Origin of the sequence: Nitratireductor soli, from assembly GCF_001050155.1 — a bacterium.
GTDB classification, from domain to species: domain Bacteria; phylum Pseudomonadota; class Alphaproteobacteria; order Rhizobiales; family Rhizobiaceae; genus Nitratireductor; species Nitratireductor soli.
On record NZ_LFVY01000005.1, the window covers coordinates 76,635 to 94,861 of the forward strand.

At 60.1% G+C, this 18,227-nt stretch carries 16 protein-coding genes and 1 pseudogene; 8 read left to right on the plus strand and 9 right to left on the minus strand.

Going from position 1 to position 18,227, the window contains the following annotated elements; all coding sequences use genetic code 11:
- Positions 1-6 precede the first annotated feature (6 nt).
- From AB843_RS07570 to AB843_RS07605, 8 genes are read right to left on the minus strand one after another with little or no spacing between them, the layout of a single operon-like run.
- A complete protein-coding gene (locus tag AB843_RS07570; protein WP_048646210.1) occupies positions 7-3,210 on the minus strand; it encodes a type I restriction endonuclease subunit R in 3,204 nt (1,067 codons plus the stop codon).
- Between the two features lie 4 nt (positions 3,211-3,214).
- Positions 3,215-4,297: a DUF4917 family protein gene (locus AB843_RS07575; RefSeq protein ID WP_048646211.1), complete on the minus strand. Its 1,083-nt coding sequence runs from the start codon at positions 4,295-4,297 to the stop codon at positions 3,215-3,217.
- The gene (locus tag AB843_RS07580) at positions 4,294-5,373 is read right to left on the minus strand and encodes a serine/threonine-protein kinase (protein WP_048646212.1); all 1,080 of its coding nucleotides are present in this window, start codon (positions 5,371-5,373) and stop codon (positions 4,294-4,296) included. Before AB843_RS07580 ends, AB843_RS07575 begins: the two co-directional genes overlap by 4 nt.
- Positions 5,370-5,831 (minus strand): hypothetical protein, encoded by a 462-nt coding sequence (locus AB843_RS07585; RefSeq protein WP_048646213.1) that lies wholly within the window; start codon positions 5,829-5,831, stop codon positions 5,370-5,372. The genes AB843_RS07580 and AB843_RS07585 overlap by 4 nt, the downstream gene beginning before the upstream one ends.
- Positions 5,828-7,033 (minus strand): restriction endonuclease subunit S, encoded by a 1,206-nt coding sequence (locus tag AB843_RS24880; protein WP_082143702.1) that lies wholly within the window; start codon positions 7,031-7,033, stop codon positions 5,828-5,830. Before AB843_RS24880 ends, AB843_RS07585 begins: the two co-directional genes overlap by 4 nt.
- Positions 7,030-7,989: a DUF4357 domain-containing protein gene (locus AB843_RS07595; RefSeq protein ID WP_048646215.1), complete on the minus strand. Its 960-nt coding sequence runs from the start codon at positions 7,987-7,989 to the stop codon at positions 7,030-7,032. Before AB843_RS07595 ends, AB843_RS24880 begins: the two co-directional genes overlap by 4 nt.
- Positions 7,982-9,550 carry a type I restriction-modification system subunit M gene (locus AB843_RS07600; RefSeq protein ID WP_048646216.1) on the minus strand — a complete coding sequence of 523 codons (1,569 nt, stop codon included), beginning with the start codon at positions 9,548-9,550 and terminating at the stop codon, positions 7,982-7,984. Before AB843_RS07600 ends, AB843_RS07595 begins: the two co-directional genes overlap by 8 nt.
- Positions 9,551-9,558: 8 nt before the next feature.
- The gene (locus AB843_RS07605; protein ID WP_048646217.1) at positions 9,559-10,137 is read right to left on the minus strand and encodes a restriction endonuclease subunit S; all 579 of its coding nucleotides are present in this window, start codon (positions 10,135-10,137) and stop codon (positions 9,559-9,561) included.
- 87 nt (positions 10,138-10,224) lie between these two features.
- Here AB843_RS07605 and AB843_RS26395 point away from each other — a divergent pair.
- Both AB843_RS26395 and AB843_RS26400 read left to right on the plus strand, forming a co-directional pair.
- Positions 10,225-10,395: pseudogene (locus tag AB843_RS26395) on the plus strand (DNA-3-methyladenine glycosylase I); the annotation flags it as partial.
- Between the two features lie 98 nt (positions 10,396-10,493).
- Positions 10,494-10,799, plus strand: a complete 306-nt coding sequence (locus tag AB843_RS26400) for a DNA-3-methyladenine glycosylase I (RefSeq protein ID WP_425286804.1) — start codon at positions 10,494-10,496, stop codon at positions 10,797-10,799.
- A 239-nt stretch (positions 10,800-11,038) separates the two neighbouring features.
- Here the strand turns inward: AB843_RS26400 and AB843_RS24890 are convergent, their stop codons facing one another.
- Positions 11,039-11,431 carry a GFA family protein gene (locus tag AB843_RS24890; protein WP_082143703.1) on the minus strand — a complete coding sequence of 131 codons (393 nt, stop codon included), beginning with the start codon at positions 11,429-11,431 and terminating at the stop codon, positions 11,039-11,041.
- 273 nt (positions 11,432-11,704) lie between these two features.
- Here AB843_RS24890 and AB843_RS07610 point away from each other — a divergent pair, with 273 nt between their 5' ends.
- From AB843_RS07610 to AB843_RS07635, 6 genes are all read left to right on the plus strand, one after another.
- Positions 11,705-11,956: a hypothetical protein gene (locus AB843_RS07610; protein ID WP_048646218.1), complete on the plus strand. Its 252-nt coding sequence runs from the start codon at positions 11,705-11,707 to the stop codon at positions 11,954-11,956.
- Positions 11,957-12,249: 293 nt separating this feature from the next.
- On the plus strand, positions 12,250-13,869 hold the full coding sequence (locus tag AB843_RS07615) for an ABC transporter substrate-binding protein (RefSeq protein ID WP_048646395.1): 1,620 nt from the start codon (positions 12,250-12,252) through the stop codon (positions 13,867-13,869).
- Between the two features lie 86 nt (positions 13,870-13,955).
- The gene (locus AB843_RS07620) at positions 13,956-14,939 is read left to right on the plus strand and encodes an ABC transporter permease (RefSeq protein WP_048646219.1); all 984 of its coding nucleotides are present in this window, start codon (positions 13,956-13,958) and stop codon (positions 14,937-14,939) included.
- A gap of 4 nt (positions 14,940-14,943) precedes the next feature.
- Positions 14,944-15,912 carry an ABC transporter permease gene (locus AB843_RS07625; protein ID WP_425286798.1) on the plus strand — a complete coding sequence of 323 codons (969 nt, stop codon included), beginning with the start codon at positions 14,944-14,946 and terminating at the stop codon, positions 15,910-15,912.
- On the plus strand, positions 15,913-16,968 hold the full coding sequence (locus tag AB843_RS07630) for an ABC transporter ATP-binding protein (RefSeq protein WP_048646220.1): 1,056 nt from the start codon (positions 15,913-15,915) through the stop codon (positions 16,966-16,968).
- Positions 16,965-17,999: an ABC transporter ATP-binding protein gene (locus AB843_RS07635; RefSeq protein WP_048646221.1), complete on the plus strand. Its 1,035-nt coding sequence runs from the start codon at positions 16,965-16,967 to the stop codon at positions 17,997-17,999. The genes AB843_RS07630 and AB843_RS07635 overlap by 4 nt, the downstream gene beginning before the upstream one ends.
- Positions 18,000-18,227 lie beyond the last annotated feature (228 nt).

Below are 18,227 nucleotides of genomic sequence, written 5' to 3' on the forward strand. Positions count from 1 at the left end.
TCGCCCTCATTGCGCCAGGCGCACACGAGCCGATGCGAGCACATCATCGACGATCCCATCAAGAATGGAGGGATCAATCAAAATATCACGCCGGCCACGCAGTTCCTCAAAGAAGAAGTCGTCGATATCGTTACGAATAACATTCTCGACGTCGCGATCATACTGCCAGCCGACCTTGCGACGCTTCTGCACAATCCGACTGATCTCCAGCGCGATGTCGGCAGCCAATTCGGTGTCACTGACACCAACCTTCTCCAGATTTCGCTTCGCCAACCCCCAAAAAGCTTGGGCGTGCCCATCGTCGCGAAGGCGCACCGGTGTCGGATCGGTTTCATCCTGCCGACTTTGAACCTTGTCACGCAACTCCTTGACCTTTGAAAGATAGGTCAGGTCGCTGATTCGCCCTTTGTGGAAATCGGCAATCGTGTCGCGAACGAGCTTGGAGAATTTTTCGAAGAAGATCGGATCTTCATCCCATTTCTCCTCGATCGAACGGGTCAATTGATGCGCGATTGTGTCGGCAACCGACGCATCGCTTTCCGTCTTCTCCTGTCGGCGCTCCTCGATCGCGATATCATCGAAGATATTCAGCGGCTCGACGAGCGTAACAACGTCACGCGCGATGACGTGCCGGTCCAGCAACTGGCGGATACGTTTCTCATAGTCTCGCCAGTCCACCCGCTCTGCGTAGCGAAGGCTGACTGCGGCGCGCAAGGAGACGAACCGGCCGAGATCGTCCTTCCACCGCTTGAGCAGCTCCGGCTTCGTCGCCTCGACAAAAGCCGGTGAGGCAAGTGCCACGGAGAACGCGCGGGAAAACGCGGACAGGCGGGCGTAGAACTCGGCCCTAATCTCTTCGTCGGCCAAGAGGCGAGCGTAGGCCTCGGCGTCGAAGCTGTTGGAGACGGATCTGAACACATCCAGCAGGGCGGCATGGGCGCCCGGCACTTTGTTCGCCTCGTCCCGAAGAGCCAACAGGCTGCTGGCGATGTCCTCCGGACTGAACCCCTGGAGTGCATCGTAGCTGGCGAGTGCGTCACCAAGGTCCTTGAGCACACCCGTATAATCGATGATGAAACCGAAGGGCTTATCCGGTGCACCGTCTTCGTCGAAGACGCGGTTGACGCGAGCGATAGCCTGTAAGAGGCCATGCTCCTTAAGGCGGCGCGCGACATAGAGCACAGTGTTGCGCGGCGCATCGAAACCGGTCAACAATTTATCGACGACGATGATGATGTCCGGATCGGCTGAGCCCTTGAACTGCTCGACGACAGTACGGTTGTAGGCATCCTCGCCACCGTAGCGCTCCATCATCTTGCGCCAGAATGTGCGGACGAGATCGTCATCGGCTTCATCGACTTCGTCTTCGCTTTCGCGCATTTCCGGCGCGGAGATCACGACTTCGGTCGTAATGACACCGAATTCATCGAACAGCTTCTTGAGCAGGATTGCTGCTCTTTTCGACGCCGCCGCGAGTTGCCCCTTCAGTCCTGTCCCTTTGAAGTTCGCCAAGAAGTGTTGGCCGACATCGAAGGCGATGGATTGAAGTCTGGAATCCACGCCCTCAATTTCGCGCGCCCGGCTCATCTTACGCTTCAGATCGGCGCGCTGGTTGTCAGAAAGACCGCGGGTATGGACCTCGAACCAGCGGTCGATTTGTGCATCATCGACGTCGGTGACGACTTCTCGCCCCTCATAGAGGAGCGGCACGACAGCCTTGTCTGCGACAGCATCACGCATCGAATAAGAGGGTTGAACAAGATCGCCGAACTTGGCGAACGTGCTCTTCTCCTTCTTGGCGATCGGCGTGCCGGTGAAGGCGATAAAGCAGGCATTGGGCAGCACCTCGCGCATGCGGGCGTGCAGGCTGTCCAGGTTGCCGTATTGGCTACGATGGCTCTCGTCGACCAGGACGAAGATATCTGATGAAGTATCTACGACCCGTCGTTTGTTCAGACCCGCCCGGAATTTATGGATGAGGGTGGTGACAACCGGCGTCATATCCTCGATCAGGGTCAGTAGGTTCTCGCCCGTCGCCGCCCGCTTGGGCTCACGGCCGGTAGCGAGAAATGTTTTGGTGATCTGTTCATCGAGATCGGTTCGGTCGGTCACGATGACGATGCGTGCCTGCGGGTGGGCCATGACGATGGACTTTGCAAGCATCACCATGGTCAGGCTCTTGCCCGAACCCTGTGTGTGCCACACGACGCCTCCCCTGCGCCGCCCGCTCGTGTCGCGTTCCTCAGTCCGCTTCAGCAGGGTCTCAACCGTCGCTACCTGCTGATAGCGCGCGATCTTCTTATGTGGGAGGTCGAAGAGGATGTAGCGGCGGACAAGCCGCATGAACCTTTCAGGGCGGCAAAGCCCCACGATCGTTTCATCCAGCGGCGTGACGAACCGGTGTTCTTCCATCAGCCCGTCGTGCCGTTTCATGTACGGCGCAAAATCGAGCGCTACCCGCTTGCCCTCGACCGTGTCGAGCGAGCGATTAACCACCTCTTCGGCAAAGCCTGGCGGATCTTCACGCTCCTTCCAAACGCTCCAGAGCTTTCGCGGCGTGCCCACCGTGCCATAGCGCGGGTCGAAGCTGCTGGCCGACAACAGGAGCTGGGCGGAATAAAATAGCGCCGGAACGCCTTCCCCCATTTTCTGATTGCGAATCTGCTGGCTTACGCCCTGATCGGCCGAGACGTGTGAGGCTTTGACCTCGATTATCCCAAGCGGAATACCATTGACGAAGAGAACGAGATCGACCCGGATCGTCGGGCCGCCTGGTTCGCTCACGGTATATTCGCTGGTCACCTGGAAGCTGTTGGCGCGCCAGTCGTTCCAATCAATGAATTTGAACGGCCACTCTCGCGACGTGGCTCCGATGGTTTGCGGCAAAGCGATGCCGAGCATCAGGTCGTCCGTCATCCGCTCGTTGGCGCGCACCACGCCCTCGGGAATACGATCAGCGAGCCGCCGTACCGCAGCGTCGATATTCGCTTCGGAGAATGAATGGGCACGTCCATCGACTTGAATGCGATTGATGCGTGCCAGATCCGCCCGGAGCTGGGTTTCAAGGAACGGCAACGCACGCCGCCCATCGCGCCACTGATCGGCCTCCGCCCGCGTTACGTAATGCCAGCCACAGTTGATCAGCGTGTTTAGCGCTTGGAGCTGGGCGCCACCCGCCTCCGAGGTAGTGAATTCAGGGGAATGGGTCATGCCATCACCCCCACACTTTCGCCGACGCAGCGTCGAAGAAGTCGACCTTTAGCACGGGATATACCTTGGGGCGCAGAGCAGCGACCTTCTCGACGTTACTGCGGATAGCTTTGTTCGCTTTACTGTCCGGATCCCCGTACAAACTAACAAAGAGATGTGAGATTTTGCCGTATCCGATCATGTTCAGGACATGGGCATCATTTTTGGCAAACGAATGCCCATAGATGAACAGAGCCGTTCCATCTTTTGACTTCGTTTGGCAGACGCCCGCGAAACTTTTAAAATTATGATGCAAGTACGCGCTGTGTTGGATTTTTGTCAGTTTGCTGTTGCTATCGCCCTCGGCCACAAAGACGGGAAACAGGTCTTTCTTTAGCGCATCATTCGCCTGGTCGACCAATGCCTTGCCCGTGTTCACCCACGTATATTTCTCGAGGTGGTAGCCGGCATCAAATAGGTGAAGAGCTCCGTGCAAATAATGGATATTCTGACCGTGCGCGGCACCTTCACCTTGCCACTCTACATACGGCGCATCAAAATCGTCTTGGTCTTTGCGGAAGCCGTCGTCATGACTAAGGGCAATTCGCGCAAGCACGTCTTCTTCTTCGTGCATCAACGCCCAGTAAAGCAGCAAATCATAGTTCATGGTGTAGATCTTGCCGCCCGCTCCCTGCCCAACGAAATGCGAAAGAAACTGACGACAGGCTGCGTACCGTTCATCGGAAATGTCGTTAGGGCGCGCGGGGTGGCGGCCCGCCACAGCCTGAATGAGGTCTGTCTTCAGCTTTTCAGCGTCTGTTAGAAGCATCTTTTTGGTGGTGACGAACTTGGGCCTGTAGACGCTCACAATGACGGCCGCGTGCTGAAGCGCGCGGATCACTTCCTCGAAATCTTGGGTTCCCATCGCCGCGAATATCGCCGCAAGCTCCTTGGACATGGTCTTCTTGGCTTCTTCAAAGAGCGAGCCATAGGCGAAAATGTCCGGCTTACAGGCGATACTGAAGCCGTTACCGAGCAGTAGATGTCGTTTGCCGTAACTCTCCGCCTTCTTGAGCGCCTGATCGAAGCTGAGGACTTTGATTGTCATGTCACTTTCCCATCCACGACAGCTTTCAAGAACACGCCCTCAAACTTGCACACCTCTGCGTTGGTCAAATTGCTCTTGGTAAACCGGGAAATCCTGGTCTCGCGGCCGGACTGTTTATTGGTCTTGAAAGCGGCAAAAGCCGCGTTGCGACCGGATGCCGCGAGATGCTCAAAACGAAAGGTATGCCGCACATCAGAACCGATCAGTTGTCCCGTGGCATCGACGGTCCAGTGCCCGGCGAAGGAAAGCTTTTCGAGGGCGCGCCTCATGTCCAGAGCAGACTGAAAGCGCTTGGTGGGATCTGGATCTATGGCCGTCAGGACCGCCCGACAGACTGAGTTCGGGATGAATGGCGGGAAGTCCCCGCGGGAAATGAGGGTGCCATTGGCGAGAGCGGCTTCGTAGGCACTACGCCCCAGCGAGGTGAACTTCGCTTCAAGCGACCCGAGCCCCGTCAACAACCGGAACATGGTCAGGCCTGACTGGAAAATGTCCGTTCGAGCTTCAATACCATTGCCGGCGACAGTCTCCGGTGCGGCATGAAGCACATACCAACTGGACGGCATCACTGGCGCGCCGGTTGGCGAAACCCCTACGATCCCATAGTCGGCCAATTTGGCTTCGCCTTGCGGGCCGCGCAGGACGTTCTGCGGCTTGACGTCATTGTGGAAGAAGGTGTTGAGGTGCAGATGTTCGAGCCCCTGAAGCACGTCGATCATCGCGCGAACCGCAGCAGGCAAAGGCAGGAAGCCGCTCGGATTGGCCAGCGCCGTGATCGATCCATCAGGAAAATAGTCCATGGCAATGACGACCTTGCCGTCGGTCGTCACATCCGCCTGATGAACGCGAACGAGGTTATTGTGCGTGAAGGCGTGCCCGACCTGGGCTTCCTGCAATCGCTGATCGATACCGATTCCGGCGTTCAGGATCTTGACCGCGTATTCGTGGTTCACGGCCTGGTCTTGCGCCAGCCACACCTCGCCGAATGATCCACGGCCGATCGGCCGAACCCAACGGTATTTGTTATGGAAGGTCGTGCCGTTCGTGATCGGCATGGCGACGGGAGCCAAGCTCATGGATTTGTCGCTCCCCACCACGCGGCGATGATGGCATCCGCCATCTTGCCATCCCAATATCGCGTCGTTTGACCGACACGCGCGATGGCATGGTCTTTGACCTGCGCGCTTCTGGTCCCCAGCGATGCGTAGATCTTTGCGACTACGGGCTTGTTGTGCAGACCGCAGTACAAAAGCAGTGCCGCCTCCTGATAGGACGCGACCCGCTTGGCGTTGTTGTCTCCCTGGGTAAATTCACCCTTCTTGATGATGACTCTGCCGATGTCGGGGTGAATGTGGAAAATTCGCTCGAATTCACGATAGAGCCATGTCACCTGTGCTGCTTCACTATTGCAGTCGGCCGGAAAGCGAAGCCGACTCTCGGCATCCGCATTGAGAAGCGCGAGCGCAGTTGTTGAACCGTCGACGATCGCGTAGCGCGGTGTACTAGGGTCACTTCTGAAACCCAGAATCTTCATTCGAAGTTCTCCCCCAACCGCCACTCGCCCGTGAGCAGCTTTTGCATCAAGCCGCGCTTTTGGGTGCGGAGAGCCGATGCGGCCTCTATCGTCGTGTTGAGGTCTTGCTCCATAGCGGCGAGTATTTGGCCAATCCGCTTTTGCTCGCGGACATCCGGTACGCGCAGGACCATTTCGGCCAGGCCATCGAAATAGATCCTGGTGCGGACGCTGCCACTTCCGACAGTGATCAGGTGATCACGCCACCGCTTCGTGCCGATCAGAAAGCGCAAAAAGTCAGGATCGGCTCTGCCTTTGCGCGCGCGGAAAACGACATAGTCGGGGCTGACGAGAACATCCTGGTCGTACTGTGATGCTGCAATCGACCCAATATTCAAACGCATGGGATTGTAGGCGATGGCTTGCGGCGGCACGACCAAATAGCGGCGAAGATCGGCGGCCATCACGTGCGAACGCATGGGAACCAGACCTTCGCCCTTGATCACCCCCATCACTCGATCTGGGCCATGACCAGCGGCATTGCGCTGCTTCAGCTCTTCGGCAATCTCGCCGAAATCAACCGGGGTCCACGGGTTGCGGCCCTTTCCGACTGATTGAAACGCTTCGATCAGACGGATGCGAGCGACATCAAATCGCCGTTGCTTGGCAGCGATCAGGCGCCCGGTCTGGTCAATAGACTGGTCCCAGGCGTCAAGGACGGCAACGATACGCTGCTGCTCCTCGATCGGCGGATGCGGAAGTCTAAACGATGAGATCGCTCCAAAAACAAGGCTCGGTTGAGCCCCGCCTTGCGTTGCTTTGGAAACTTCGAGCTTACCAAGCGGAGACTGTAAAAAATGCAATACGAAACGGGGCAGTGCCCTTGCATCATCGATGGCCAAACGCGCATTGGTCTGACTTATGTTAGCACCATCGAATTCAGGAATTACCTGCGCAACTGTACCAACATCCCCTTTGATGGTGATGATCAAATCGCCAGTCTTTAGGCGCGCCCGTGCGAAAGCGCGTTCCACGATCGGAGATACTCGAAAGAGATCATCAATACACCTCCAGCCACCGGAGTAGTCGCGACCTCGGATAAGCGGTATTCCGTTAGGATCATGCTCTCCGGGCTGCACTACTCCATACGTGATCGGCCGCGCCTTCTGAATAAGGCTGCCAAGTGACACCTCTGTCCAATCTTTTACGAGGTGACTTTTCACGTTTCACCCCCTTCGCCGATCTGGCGCTTGCGCCAGTCGCCATAGCTCTGGCCGGTGGTGGCGTGTTTCCAGTAGCGGTTGCCGCTGACATTGCCGCCATAGACGGTGCCAGCTGCGCCCGAGGGAGAATCGAAGGCTGTGTCGGCGGTAAAGCGCAGGAATTTCCCATCGGCATCGGGCACCAACACACCGTCGGCAATGAGCTGGGCGCGACGGCGTTTCAGTCCCTCGCCACAACTCGGGACCTCCTGACGCTTCGCGCGTGATCCCGCCAGCACAACGAACTCGTCGCTGGCCTCACGCGCCTTGGCATCCGTTCCCGCCTCAGTGAAAGTGAAGAGCGCGTCATGGTCGGCTGTCGCAGCCATAACGGCACCGGCCGTCTCAGCCCGGCTCGGCCCTCCGGCCTCCTGCCCAGCAGGCCGCAGCACATCGAACCCAAGCACAGGAAGCAGGATCTCGATTTCGTCGAGCACCCGCTCCATGTCGGCGATTTCCGGTTCCGGCAAACCCTTGAACGGCGGTTCGGTGCCGTTGACGAGCTTGGCACGGCCCGCTCCGCGGATCGCGGCGATGATCCGGCTTTCGAGATAGCGTCCGTGAGCCTTGGTGAGGTTCTCGTCCTTGGAGACGATCAGCACGGCGCGGGTAAAGAACTCCTTTGACTCGTCCGCGTCATGCGCTGCGAGCCGCGTCTTCACCTGGTCGCCTTCGCCAATATAGACGAGCTGCCGCCCCGGCAAATCGGGGTCCGGCCCGACCAGAAGATAGATACCTGTGCGGCTTGCCTCTTCCCGCCGGATCAGATCGGGCAAGGCGGTGCGCGAAGCGACGGCGGCGCGTACCGAGGAAATGCCGAGCTCAGCCGTAATGACGCCGGATGGTGAGCCGTCGACCAGATAGAGCTTCAGGGTGCGTCCACGCCGGGACGCGGCGCGCGAGGGAGCGTCAGACATCGATGCCGAGCTCCTTCAGAAAGCCGTTCATCTTCTTCCGCGTCTCGGCGAGCTGGGCTTCGAGGTCGCGGATTTCGTTCTGCACGGTCTGAAGATCGACCTCGGGCTCAGGCTCGAATGTATCGACGTAGCGCGGAATGTTGAGATTGAAGCCGTTGGTCTCGATCTCTTCGAAGGTCGCCTGGTGGGAATAGCGTTCGATCACGGCCCGGCGGCGATAGGTGTCTACGATCTTGCCGACGTTTGCGTCGGTCAGCCGGTTCTGCTTCTTGCCCGTTTCGAACTCGCGGCCGGCGTCGATGAACAGAATGCTCCGCTCGTGCGACCTAAGGCCGCCGGCTTCGCGCGCCTTGTCGAACACCATGATGCAGACCGGGATGCCGGTAGTCGGGAAGAGCTGCGCCGGCAGACCGATGACCGCATCGAGCAGATTGTCGCGGACCAGCTTTTCGCGGATCTTGCCTTCGGCGCCGGAGCGGAACAGAACGCCGTGCGGCGCGATAACCGCCATGCGCCCCACCGTCGGCTGCGTGATTGCCAGCATGTGCAGAATGAAGGCGTAGTCGCCGCGGCTCTTGGGCGGCATGTGAGGGGTAAAGCGCTTATAGGGATCGGGAAGCGCATTCCCTTCCGAATCCGTATTGCCCCACCACTTGTCGAGACTGAACGGGGGATTGGCGACCACTACGTCGAAGCGCATCAGGTGGTCGCTTTCGATTAGCGTGGGCGAATTGAGCGTGTCGCACCAGTCGATGCGCGCGCTGTCCTGAGCATGCAGCAGCATGTTGAGCCGGGCCAGCGAGCGCGTGCTGCCGTTCGACTCCTGGCCGAAGAGCTGGAAGTTGCCGTCGGCAACCTCCTCGCCGGCACGCAACAACAGCGATCCCGAGCCGCAAGCCGGATCGCAAATCCTGTTGCCGGATTGCGGGTTCGCGAGCTTGGCGACGACCTCCGACACCTTGCGCGGCGTGAAGAATTCCCCCGCCTTCTTGCCGGCATCCGATGCGAAACGCTCGATCAGGAAAATGTAGGCATCTCCCAGGATGTCTTCGGATGTCTCCGACAAATCCAGGCCGGGTTTGGCGAAGTCCTCCAGCAGCGTCTTTAGCCGACGATTGCGATCCTTCGTCTGACCCAGATTGGTTTCGGAATTGAAGTCGATCGCACGGAAGAGGCCGCCGAGCTTGCCTTCATTGGCTTTTTCGATGGCATCCAAGACGATATTGATCAGCTCTCCGATATTATCGCGCCCTCGGCGCTCATGCAGGCCATAGAAATCGCCGAGGAAACTCTCCTCCACCTCATTGGTCTTGCTGTTCTTCAGCTCAACCATCGGCAATTTGAAACGCTCGCGGTCTAGGCGGCGTTGGATACGAAGTTCATTTCCACCGAATTCACGACGGAATTCTTCAACGTGCTTCCGGCGCACGTCGCTGATGTACTTGAGAAATAGTGCGGTAAGGACGTAGTCCTTGTATTGCGTGGCATCGACGGCGCCGCGAAAGGTGTCGCAGGCGCGCCAAACGGCCGAAAGAATGTCTTCTTGCTGAAGGGTGGGCATGAGGTCTCCTATGAATTCGGGTTCGCGGCGGCGACACGGATGGCGCGCGCGACAGCCTCACGGCCAAGGATGGAATTGAGAGTGGCGAGCCGCTGCAGCAGCTCAGCCTCATTGCGAAAGGATCGCGCCAAATCGGCGATCAACCGCTGCGTAGGCATTGGCGGGAGCGGGACCACGAGCTTATCGAGGGTCTCTTTTGGCAGTCGAGCGAGACCGCTGCCCTGCTTGTTGCCGGAGAAAGCCGCCTGCGTTGCGGGGAGATCAAGAAAGGCCGCCAGATACCCCGGATCGACTTTCGCTGTATCGGGGCGCACCAAGTATAGATCCAGTGATATAAAAGCGCCGAACCAAGAATGGGCAGCGAGGCACACGTCGGTTGATGCGCCGCGCGCACCAACGATCAAGTCGCCTTCTTCTATCGGCAACGCTCTGGCCACAGCCGGCGGCTCACCGGCTGTGGCCAACTTGGGCGCGCGGCCGGACCGTAGGTCGGACAGATCGGATAGACGCACAAAACGCGAGGACCCGTCGCCCTCGTGAACCGCCAAGCCGGAATATATGTCCGCAATTTCTCTGAGTTCGAGCATACCTCAAACTACATAAACTGCATCGGAGACGCAATAGGGATATGAGGCGTTCTCTAGCTAAAATTCAATCCACGCCCTACTGCCCCTATCGGGAACTGGTGCACGGTTGGGACCACCACCCGTGAGAATTTCCGCGCGGCGTTCCATGGGGTTGATTTCGGCCGGATTGTCGGCGTCACCGACGTGGATGCGGAACGTCTGCTGAAGGATGCTGGCATCGTTCGCCATCGCGATAAGATCGCCCCCTCATCAACAACGCGAAACGCGCCCAGGAAATGGCGGAGCGAGAAGCCCCACTCGCGGCCTAAGTCTCGCGCTTCGAGCCGGCTTTGGAGGAACTGGCCGCACCTCAAACCATGTCGACTTCGGCCGCTTCGACCGCGCTATCGAAAGATCGGAAGAAACGCGGTTGGTCCTTTGTCGGCCCGACCACCGTCCATGCCTTCATGCGGGCTATGGACCTCATCAATGATCACGGAGGGATGTGTCGTCCGGCAACAGGCGGCAGCCGCGAGGACGATTTTCATACCACCTGCATAGCTAAAAGGAAGACGGAACGCCGCCGTTCACCCGATATCACCGTCGCTAGATACACTATCTCCACCGAAACCCGCCGATTACCGCACACTGTGAATTATCATATAAACATCAAATGGTTATGATGATCTCGTAGTGCTCATTTTCGTCGGACGTGGCCCGCCATCATCCCGCTCACGGCAAGTTCGCTTGGCTCATTGCCTCCGTGGGGCGGCCTGACCGGCCGGCGCCCCGTTGGGCTTCAAGGTTGAAGTCTCTGCCGAATTCTTCGCAAACCGGTCTCGAGCCGCTCAATCAAGTCGAGCATGGCGAAAACGTTTCCCTCGCGTCACCTTGTAACGATGCTTTCGCCGGGTCGGGCGGCCTACTCCTCAAAGCGATCCGTGGCGTCACGATCGCGGTCGTATCGTCTCGTGAGCGGAAACGGAGGCAACCAGGATTCGCGACGGATGATCCAGCTTTCGTAGGTTGGCATCAATTGGTCAGGAGCATCCAGGGATCCCAGGTTCACTTCAATTTCATCTGCGCTGCGCGCGAAAACGGACGAGCCGCAACGGGGACAGAAAAACCGCCCGGCGTAGTCGCGTGTTTCGCCATCGATCGTCACCGCATCCTGGGGGAATATGGCGGAAGCGTAGAAAAGGGCTCCATGATGCTTGCGGCAGTCGAGACAGTGGCAAAGGCCGACCCGGTATGGACGACCCGACGCTACGATTCGGACGTTGCCGCAAAGGCAACCGCCGGTGAATTGGTCCATGCTGCGCCCTCTTTTGAATGGTCGGGATGGTTACAACGAGCAGCACCGTCATGGCAATTGCTCGCTGCAGGCGCCGGCGATGATGATCCGGGCTCTCAAAGCGGGCGCGAGATCTCGCTGTCCAGCGGTACCTCTCCGAGCCGGGCGCTGGAGCTTTGACCGCTTGTCGCAATCCGACGGGGATTGCCCGCTTCTAGGGTCTATCCTTTCGAGCCGATATGGCTAAGCTGACATCCGCGGCCCGGGGACAAGCTTATGAGGACCGATCGAACGATGAACGAGAAATACGATACCTACGCAGTGGCCATCATTATCGCGTTCGGGTCACTGATTATCGGCGGCCTGATGGCGGCGACGCTTGCCTTCGGTTCGCGCGACGGTTTTTTGTTCGCGCTGGGTGCGGCCGCTTCCGCATGGCTCGCCGGCTACGCGATGTTCTTCGACAGAGCGCGCGGGTTTATCGCGCTCACCGCCCTGTCTGTTGCCATGACGATCGGCGCCATCATACTGCTCATCAAGCTTTAGGGGTTGCTTCACATCGTCTTTGAGACTCATCCGAACGCGCATTGCAGCGTTGATCGAACCTCGCTGGCGGGTCGGCGCGCCCTGCCGTCTTATCGGGCTTGTAAAACGCGCTGCTTCGGTTACGGTCGCGAAAGTTGAGGCTTCAACCATCATAATGAGATGTGGCCAGGCACGCCGGCAAACGACGCTGCCCAACACATCCGGGAACGACAATACCGGCGCGACCGCCATTGGTTGCTGGCAGGAAAAGGGGTTTGGCAGCAACCTGAAGCAACACCCAGAGGAGAACGGTGATGCCGCAGAGGCTTTTTGACTATTTTTCCGCGTTGTCGCGATGGACGGTTCTTGCCGCCATCGCCCTTTGCCTGTCCTTGACGGCCGCCTCGCAGGCGGGCGCCAAGACATTGCGCTTTGCCTTTCAAGGCACACTCAACGCGCTCGATCCCTATTCACTGAACGAGACCTTCACGCTTGGCATGCTGGCCAATGTCTATGAGGGCCTGACCAAGCGCGACAAGGACCTGAGCATCATCCCCGGTCTCGCCGAGAGCTGGGAGACGCTCGATCCGCTCACCTGGCGGTTCCACCTGCGCCAGGGCGTCAAGTTCGCCAATGGCAATGATTTCAACGCCGACGACGTGATCTTCTCCGCCGAGCGCGTGCGCGCCGAGGGTTCGGATCTGAAGACACGCATTCCGGCCGATTCGGAATGGGTGAAGGTCGACGATTACACGGTCGAGGTGAAGCTGAAGTCACCGAACCCGATCCTGCATTACGAGTGGGATACCTGGTACATCATGGACAAGGAATGGGCCGAGGCCGAAGGCGCGATTGTGCCGATCTCGGCGCGCGACACCAATCCCGGCCAGGCCGCCTTCAAGGCCAATGGCACAGGCGCCTTCACCATCGAGAGCCATGAGCCCGGCGTGAAGACGGTGTTCAAGCCGAACCCCAACTGGTGGGGAACGCCCGAGCACAATCTGACCGAGGTCGTGTTCACGCCGATCGCCGCCGACGGCACCCGCGTGGCAGCGCTTCTGGCCGGCGATGTCGATCTGATCGACCCGGTTCCCGTGCAGGATATCCCGCGCGTCAACGCCAATGCCGACACGGAAGCCCTGACGGGACCGGAACTGCGCGTCATCCATCTGGGCTTCAACCAGATCCGCGACGAGCTGCCCACCTCCGACATCAAGGGCAAGAACCCGTTCCGCGACGCCAATGTGCGCAAGGCGATCTACCAGGCGATCGACATCGAGGCGATCAAGGACCGCATCATGCGCGGCCTGGCGACGCCGGTGCCGCTGCTGATCGCCAATGAGCAATACTCAGGTTCGGGTGATTTTCAACGCTGGCCCCATGATCCCGAAGCGGCAAAGGCGCTGCTCGTCGAAGCTGGCTATGCGGATGGTTTCTCCGTCAGCATGGATTGCCCGAATGACCGCTACGTCAACGACGAAGCGATCTGCCAGGCGGTGGTCTCAATGCTGGCGCGTGTCGGCGTGAAGGTGAATCTGAACGCCCAGCCGAAGGCGCAGTATTTCGCCAAGGTTCTGGCACCGGGCGGCTACGACACCGATTTCTACCTGCTCGGCTGGACACCCGGCTCGTTCGATTCGTGGAACGTCCTGACCAATCTGGCTGGCTGCCGCGACGAGACCGGCGCAGGCGGACCGTTCAACCTCGGCGGCTATTGCAATGAGAAGGTGGACGAACTGGCCAAGCAGATCGTCGTGGAAACCGACGCGACCAAGCGCGACGCTCAGATCAAGGACGCCTACACGATCATGACCGAGGAAACGTCGCACATCCCGCTGCATCAGCAGTCGCTGGTGTGGGGCAAGCGCAAGAACATCGATATCGTCCAGCGGCCGGACAACCAGGTGCTGTTCTACTGGGCGAAAGTGAACTGAAGCGACCCTTGAAACCCTGCGGCCCGCGCCACCGTTGAGACATCACGGCGCGGGCCGGTCGTTTCAGCGCTTCAGGAACTTTTTGGATGATTGCATTTGCCATCAAACGGTTTGTCCAGGCGCTCGGCGTCATGCTGGTCGTCGCATTGATTTCCTTCATGATGTTTCGCTTTGTCGGCGACCCGGTGAATCAGCTGGTCGGCGTCGATACGTCGCCGGCCGAACGCGCCGCGCTGCGCGAGACGCTCGGCCTGAACGACCCGGTGATGCTGCAGTTCGGCCGTTTCGTGTTGAAGGCGGCGCAGTTCGATTTCGGCATCTCCTATCAGTTCAAGCAGCCGGTGGCGGCGCTGATCGCCTCGCGCCTGCCGGCGACGCTGGAACTGTCCTTCGTGTCGGCGCTGTTCGCGCTGGCGATCGGCGTGCCGATGGGGGTCTATACGGGGCTTTACCGCAACACCTGGCTGGCGCGCGGATTCCTGGCGGTAAGCCTGATCGGCGTGTCGTTGCCGACCTTCCTGATCGGCATCCTGCTGATCTTCGTCGTGTCGGTCAATCTCGGCTGGCTGCCCTCCTTCGGGCGCGGCCAGACGGTCAATCTGGGCGGCGTGTGGAGCACCGGCCTGTTGACCAAATCGGGCCTGCAATCGCTGATCCTGCCGTCGATCACACTCGGTCTGTTCCAGATGACGTTGATCATGCGGCTGGTGCGCGGCGAGATGCTGGAGGTGCTGAGAACAGACTACATCAAGTTCGCCCGCGCCCGCGGCCTGTCGCGCCGGGCGATCAATTTCGGTCACGCGCTGAAGAACACGCTGGTGCCGGTGATCACCATCACCGGGCTGCAACTCGGCTCGATCATCGCTTTCGCCATCATCACCGAAACCGTGTTCCAGTGGCCGGGCATGGGCCTGCTGTTCCTGCAGGCCGTGCAGAATGTGGATATCCCGATCATGGCGGCCTACCTGCTTTTGATCGCCTTCCTGTTCGTCGTCATCAATTTCATCGTCGACCTCCTTTACGTGGCGGTCGACCCGCGCATTCGCCTCGACGGCGGAACGGCAGGATAGAGCCATGCCCTATGTAACCGGCGAGGAAACCAAAGCCCGCATTCCGGTAAGCGGCGGCGCCGTCGGGGCGCTCGGTCGCATGCGCGATTCCGATCTCTGGTATTCCTTCACGCGTTCGCCGCTGGCCCTGGTGTCGGCGCTGGTGGTCGCCCTGTTCGTCCTGGCCGCATTGTTCGCACCGCTCATCGCGCCGCACGATCCCTTCGATCCGGGCAGCATTTCGATCCTCGACAGTTTCCTGCCGCCAGCCTGGCAGGACGGGGGCGATGCGCGCTTCCTGCTCGGTACGGACGATCAGGGGCGCGACGTGCTGTCGACGATCCTGTTCGGCATGCGCATTTCGCTGGCAGTGGGCTTTGCGAGCGTCGTGTTCTCCATGCTGCTCGGCATTACGCTCGGCCTTGTCGCCGGCTATTTCGGCGGTTGGGTGGACAGCGTCATCATGCGCATCGCCGACGTGCAATTGACCTTTCCGGCAATCCTGATCGCCCTGTTGATCAACGGCGTGGCGCGGGCGATGGCCGGGCCGCAATCCTACGACAAGGTGGTGTTCTTCGTCCTCGTCCTGTCGATCGGCCTCAGCTTCTGGGTGCAATACGGCCGCACCGTGCGCGGTTCGGTGCTGGTCGAGGCCAACAAGGAATATGTGCTGGCGGCCCGGCTGATCGGCCTTGGTCCCTGGACCATCATGTTCAAGCATGTCCTGCCGAATGTGCTGGGTCCCGTATTGGTGATCGCGACGATCAATCTGGCGCTCGCCATCATCACCGAGGCGACATTGTCCTTCCTCGGTGTTGGCGTGCCGCCGACGCAGCCTTCGCTCGGCACGCTGATCCGCATCGGCAACGATTTCCTGTTCTCCGGCGAATGGTGGATCACGATTTTCCCGGGCATTACGCTCGCCATACTGGCGCTGTCGGTCAATCTGCTTGGCGATTGGCTGCGCGACGCCCTGAACCCGAAGCTCAGATAGATGACCCCTGCCCTGTCCGTCCGCAATCTCCGCATTGAAATCCCGACGCGCCATGGCGTGCTCACGGCGATCGACGATCTGTCGTTCGACATCGCCGCCGGCGAGGTTTTGGGCATGGTCGGCGAATCGGGAGCCGGCAAGTCGATCACCGGTTCTGCCGTGATCGGATTGCTCGAGCCGCCCGGCCGTGTCGCCGGCGGCGAGATCCATCTGGCCGGCGAGCGCATCGACCATCTGCCGCCCGATCGTATGCGGCGCATTCGCGGCAAGCGCATCGGCATGATCTTCCAGGATCCGCTGACCAGTCTCAATCCGCTGTATCGCATTGGCGACCAGCTCGTTGAAACCATCATGACGCACCAGCGCATGACGACGGGCGAAGCGCGCGACAAGGCGCGCAAACTGCTCGAGGAGGTCGGCATTCCGGCGGCAAAGACGCGGCTGTCCTCTTATCCGCATCAGTTTTCAGGCGGCATGCGGCAACGCGTCGTCATCGCGCTGGCGCTGGCCGCCGATCCGGAACTGGTGATTGCCGACGAGCCGACCACCGCACTCGATGTCTCCGTGCAGGCGCAGATCATCGCGCTCCTGAAGCAGCTTTGCGCCGAGCGCGGCGCGGCCGTCATGCTGATCACGCACGATATGGGCGTGATCGCCGAGACCGCCGACCGGGTCTGTGTGCTCTATGCGGGGCGGCTGGCGGAACTCGGGCCCGTGCGCGGCGTGGTGAAACTGCCGCAGCACCCCTACACGATCGGCCTGATGGCGGCGATCCCGTCGCTGACGGGCGATCCGGACAAGCCGCTGGCGCAGATTCCAGGTTCCATGCCAAGGCTGGGGACGATACCCGATGGCTGCGCGTTCAACCCGCGGTGCGACTACCGCTTCCCGCCCTGCACCACTGAGCGGCCGGTGGCCTATGCCGCCGGCACCAGCCAGGCCGCATGCCTCCTGCATGCGCCGGAATTTTCACGCGTGGCGCCGGCCGAAACGCTGAAAGCGGCTGATGCCGCTGGCATTCGATTGCCAAAGCCGGCTGGCGAGGCGGTGCGATGACGGTGGCCGGAGAAGTCGTCGAGACGGAAACCGTCAATTCAGGCAAACCGCTCGTCGAGGTGAAGGGGCTGCGTCGGGTGTTCGACCTGTCGAAGCCCTGGCTGAACCGGATGATCGAGCGCGAAGGCCGCATTCTCCTGACGGCCGTCGATGGCGTCGACTTCGCCATCAAGGAAGGCGAGACCTACGCGCTGGTCGGTGAATCCGGATCGGGAAAATCGACCATCGCCAAGATGGCGGTCGGGCTTTTGCCGCCCAGCGCCGGGTCGATCATGATCGACGGAACGGATGTCTGGGGCAAGAAGAGCCAGGACACAGAGCGCCGCATGCGGCGCAAGATCCAGATGATCTTTCAGGACCCGTTCGCCAGCCTCAATCCGCGCTGGCGGGTCGGTGCGATCATCGCCGAGCCGATCAGCGCCTTCGGCCTGATCTCCGATCCGCAGGATCGCGCCGCGCGGGTTGGCGAACTCCTGTCGCTGGTCGGCCTCGACCCGCGCGACGGGCAGAAATTCCCGCATGAATTTTCCGGCGGCCAGAGACAACGCATCGCCATTGCCAGGGCGCTGGCCTCGGAGCCGAAATTCATCGTCTGCGACGAGCCGACCTCGGCGCTCGATGTCTCCGTCCAGGCGCAGGTGCTGAATCTGTTGCGCGACCTGCAGGAACGGCTCGGCCTGACCTATCTGTTCATCAGCCACAATCTGGCGGTGGTGCGCCATGTGGCGACCCGCGTCGGCGTGCTTTATCTGGGACGCCTTGTGGAGGAAGCGCCGGCGCGCGACCTGTTCGCCGCGCCACAGCACCCCTATACGAAGATGCTGCTCGAGGCGGTGCCCGACATCGACATGGAGGGCAAGGACCGGCAATCCATCGCCGGCGAAATTCCAAACCCGATCACACCGCCGCCGGGCTGCCATTTCCATCCGCGCTGTCCAGTCAGGCGGGTGGAATGCGATGTGAAAATTCCCCTGCCACTTCCCGTCGGCGATGCGACGGTGCGCTGCCATCTGTTCGATCCGTCGCCGTGACGGCGTTTGGCAACCGGCATACGGCGACCGGGTGAGGAACGCATGGGCTTCGCTGGCCAAAAACAAAAAAGCGGGCCTGTGCCCGCTTTCCTTCGTTTCTGGGACTGTGTCGTGGCGCCGGTACATTCATGGTCGCCAAACCGTCTTCCAGGTCAAATACAGTCGCTCTGTCGGGGAACCTCACCGCATATCCTGCAGGACCTTCCGCGCCGATCGAGCGACCGGTGA

Excerpts from the sequence above, each read along its gene's own strand:
- AB843_RS07570 (WP_048646210.1), bottom strand. The coding sequence starts at position 3,210 with ATGACCCATTCCCCTGAATTCACTACCTCGGAGGCGGGTGGCGCCCAG.
- AB843_RS07575 (WP_048646211.1), bottom strand. The coding sequence starts at position 4,297 with ATGACAATCAAAGTCCTCAGCTTCGATCAGGCGCTCAAGAAGGCGGAG.
- AB843_RS07580 (WP_048646212.1), bottom strand. The coding sequence starts at position 5,373 with ATGAGCTTGGCTCCCGTCGCCATGCCGATCACGAACGGCACGACCTTC.
- AB843_RS07585 (WP_048646213.1), bottom strand. The coding sequence starts at position 5,831 with ATGAAGATTCTGGGTTTCAGAAGTGACCCTAGTACACCGCGCTACGCG.
- AB843_RS07595 (WP_048646215.1), bottom strand. The coding sequence starts at position 7,989 with ATGTCTGACGCTCCCTCGCGCGCCGCGTCCCGGCGTGGACGCACCCTG.
- AB843_RS07600 (WP_048646216.1), bottom strand. The coding sequence starts at position 9,550 with ATGCCCACCCTTCAGCAAGAAGACATTCTTTCGGCCGTTTGGCGCGCC.
- AB843_RS07605 (WP_048646217.1), bottom strand. The coding sequence starts at position 10,137 with ATGCTCGAACTCAGAGAAATTGCGGACATATATTCCGGCTTGGCGGTT.
- AB843_RS26400 (WP_425286804.1), top strand. The coding sequence starts at position 10,494 with ATGTCGACTTCGGCCGCTTCGACCGCGCTATCGAAAGATCGGAAGAAA.
- AB843_RS24890 (WP_082143703.1), bottom strand. The coding sequence starts at position 11,431 with ATGGACCAATTCACCGGCGGTTGCCTTTGCGGCAACGTCCGAATCGTA.
- AB843_RS07610 (WP_048646218.1), top strand. The coding sequence starts at position 11,705 with ATGAACGAGAAATACGATACCTACGCAGTGGCCATCATTATCGCGTTC.
- AB843_RS07615 (WP_048646395.1), top strand. The coding sequence starts at position 12,250 with ATGCCGCAGAGGCTTTTTGACTATTTTTCCGCGTTGTCGCGATGGACG.
- AB843_RS07620 (WP_048646219.1), top strand. The coding sequence starts at position 13,956 with ATGATTGCATTTGCCATCAAACGGTTTGTCCAGGCGCTCGGCGTCATG.
- AB843_RS07625 (WP_425286798.1), top strand. The coding sequence starts at position 14,944 with ATGCCCTATGTAACCGGCGAGGAAACCAAAGCCCGCATTCCGGTAAGC.
- AB843_RS07630 (WP_048646220.1), top strand. The coding sequence starts at position 15,913 with ATGACCCCTGCCCTGTCCGTCCGCAATCTCCGCATTGAAATCCCGACG.
- AB843_RS07635 (WP_048646221.1), top strand. The coding sequence starts at position 16,965 with ATGACGGTGGCCGGAGAAGTCGTCGAGACGGAAACCGTCAATTCAGGC.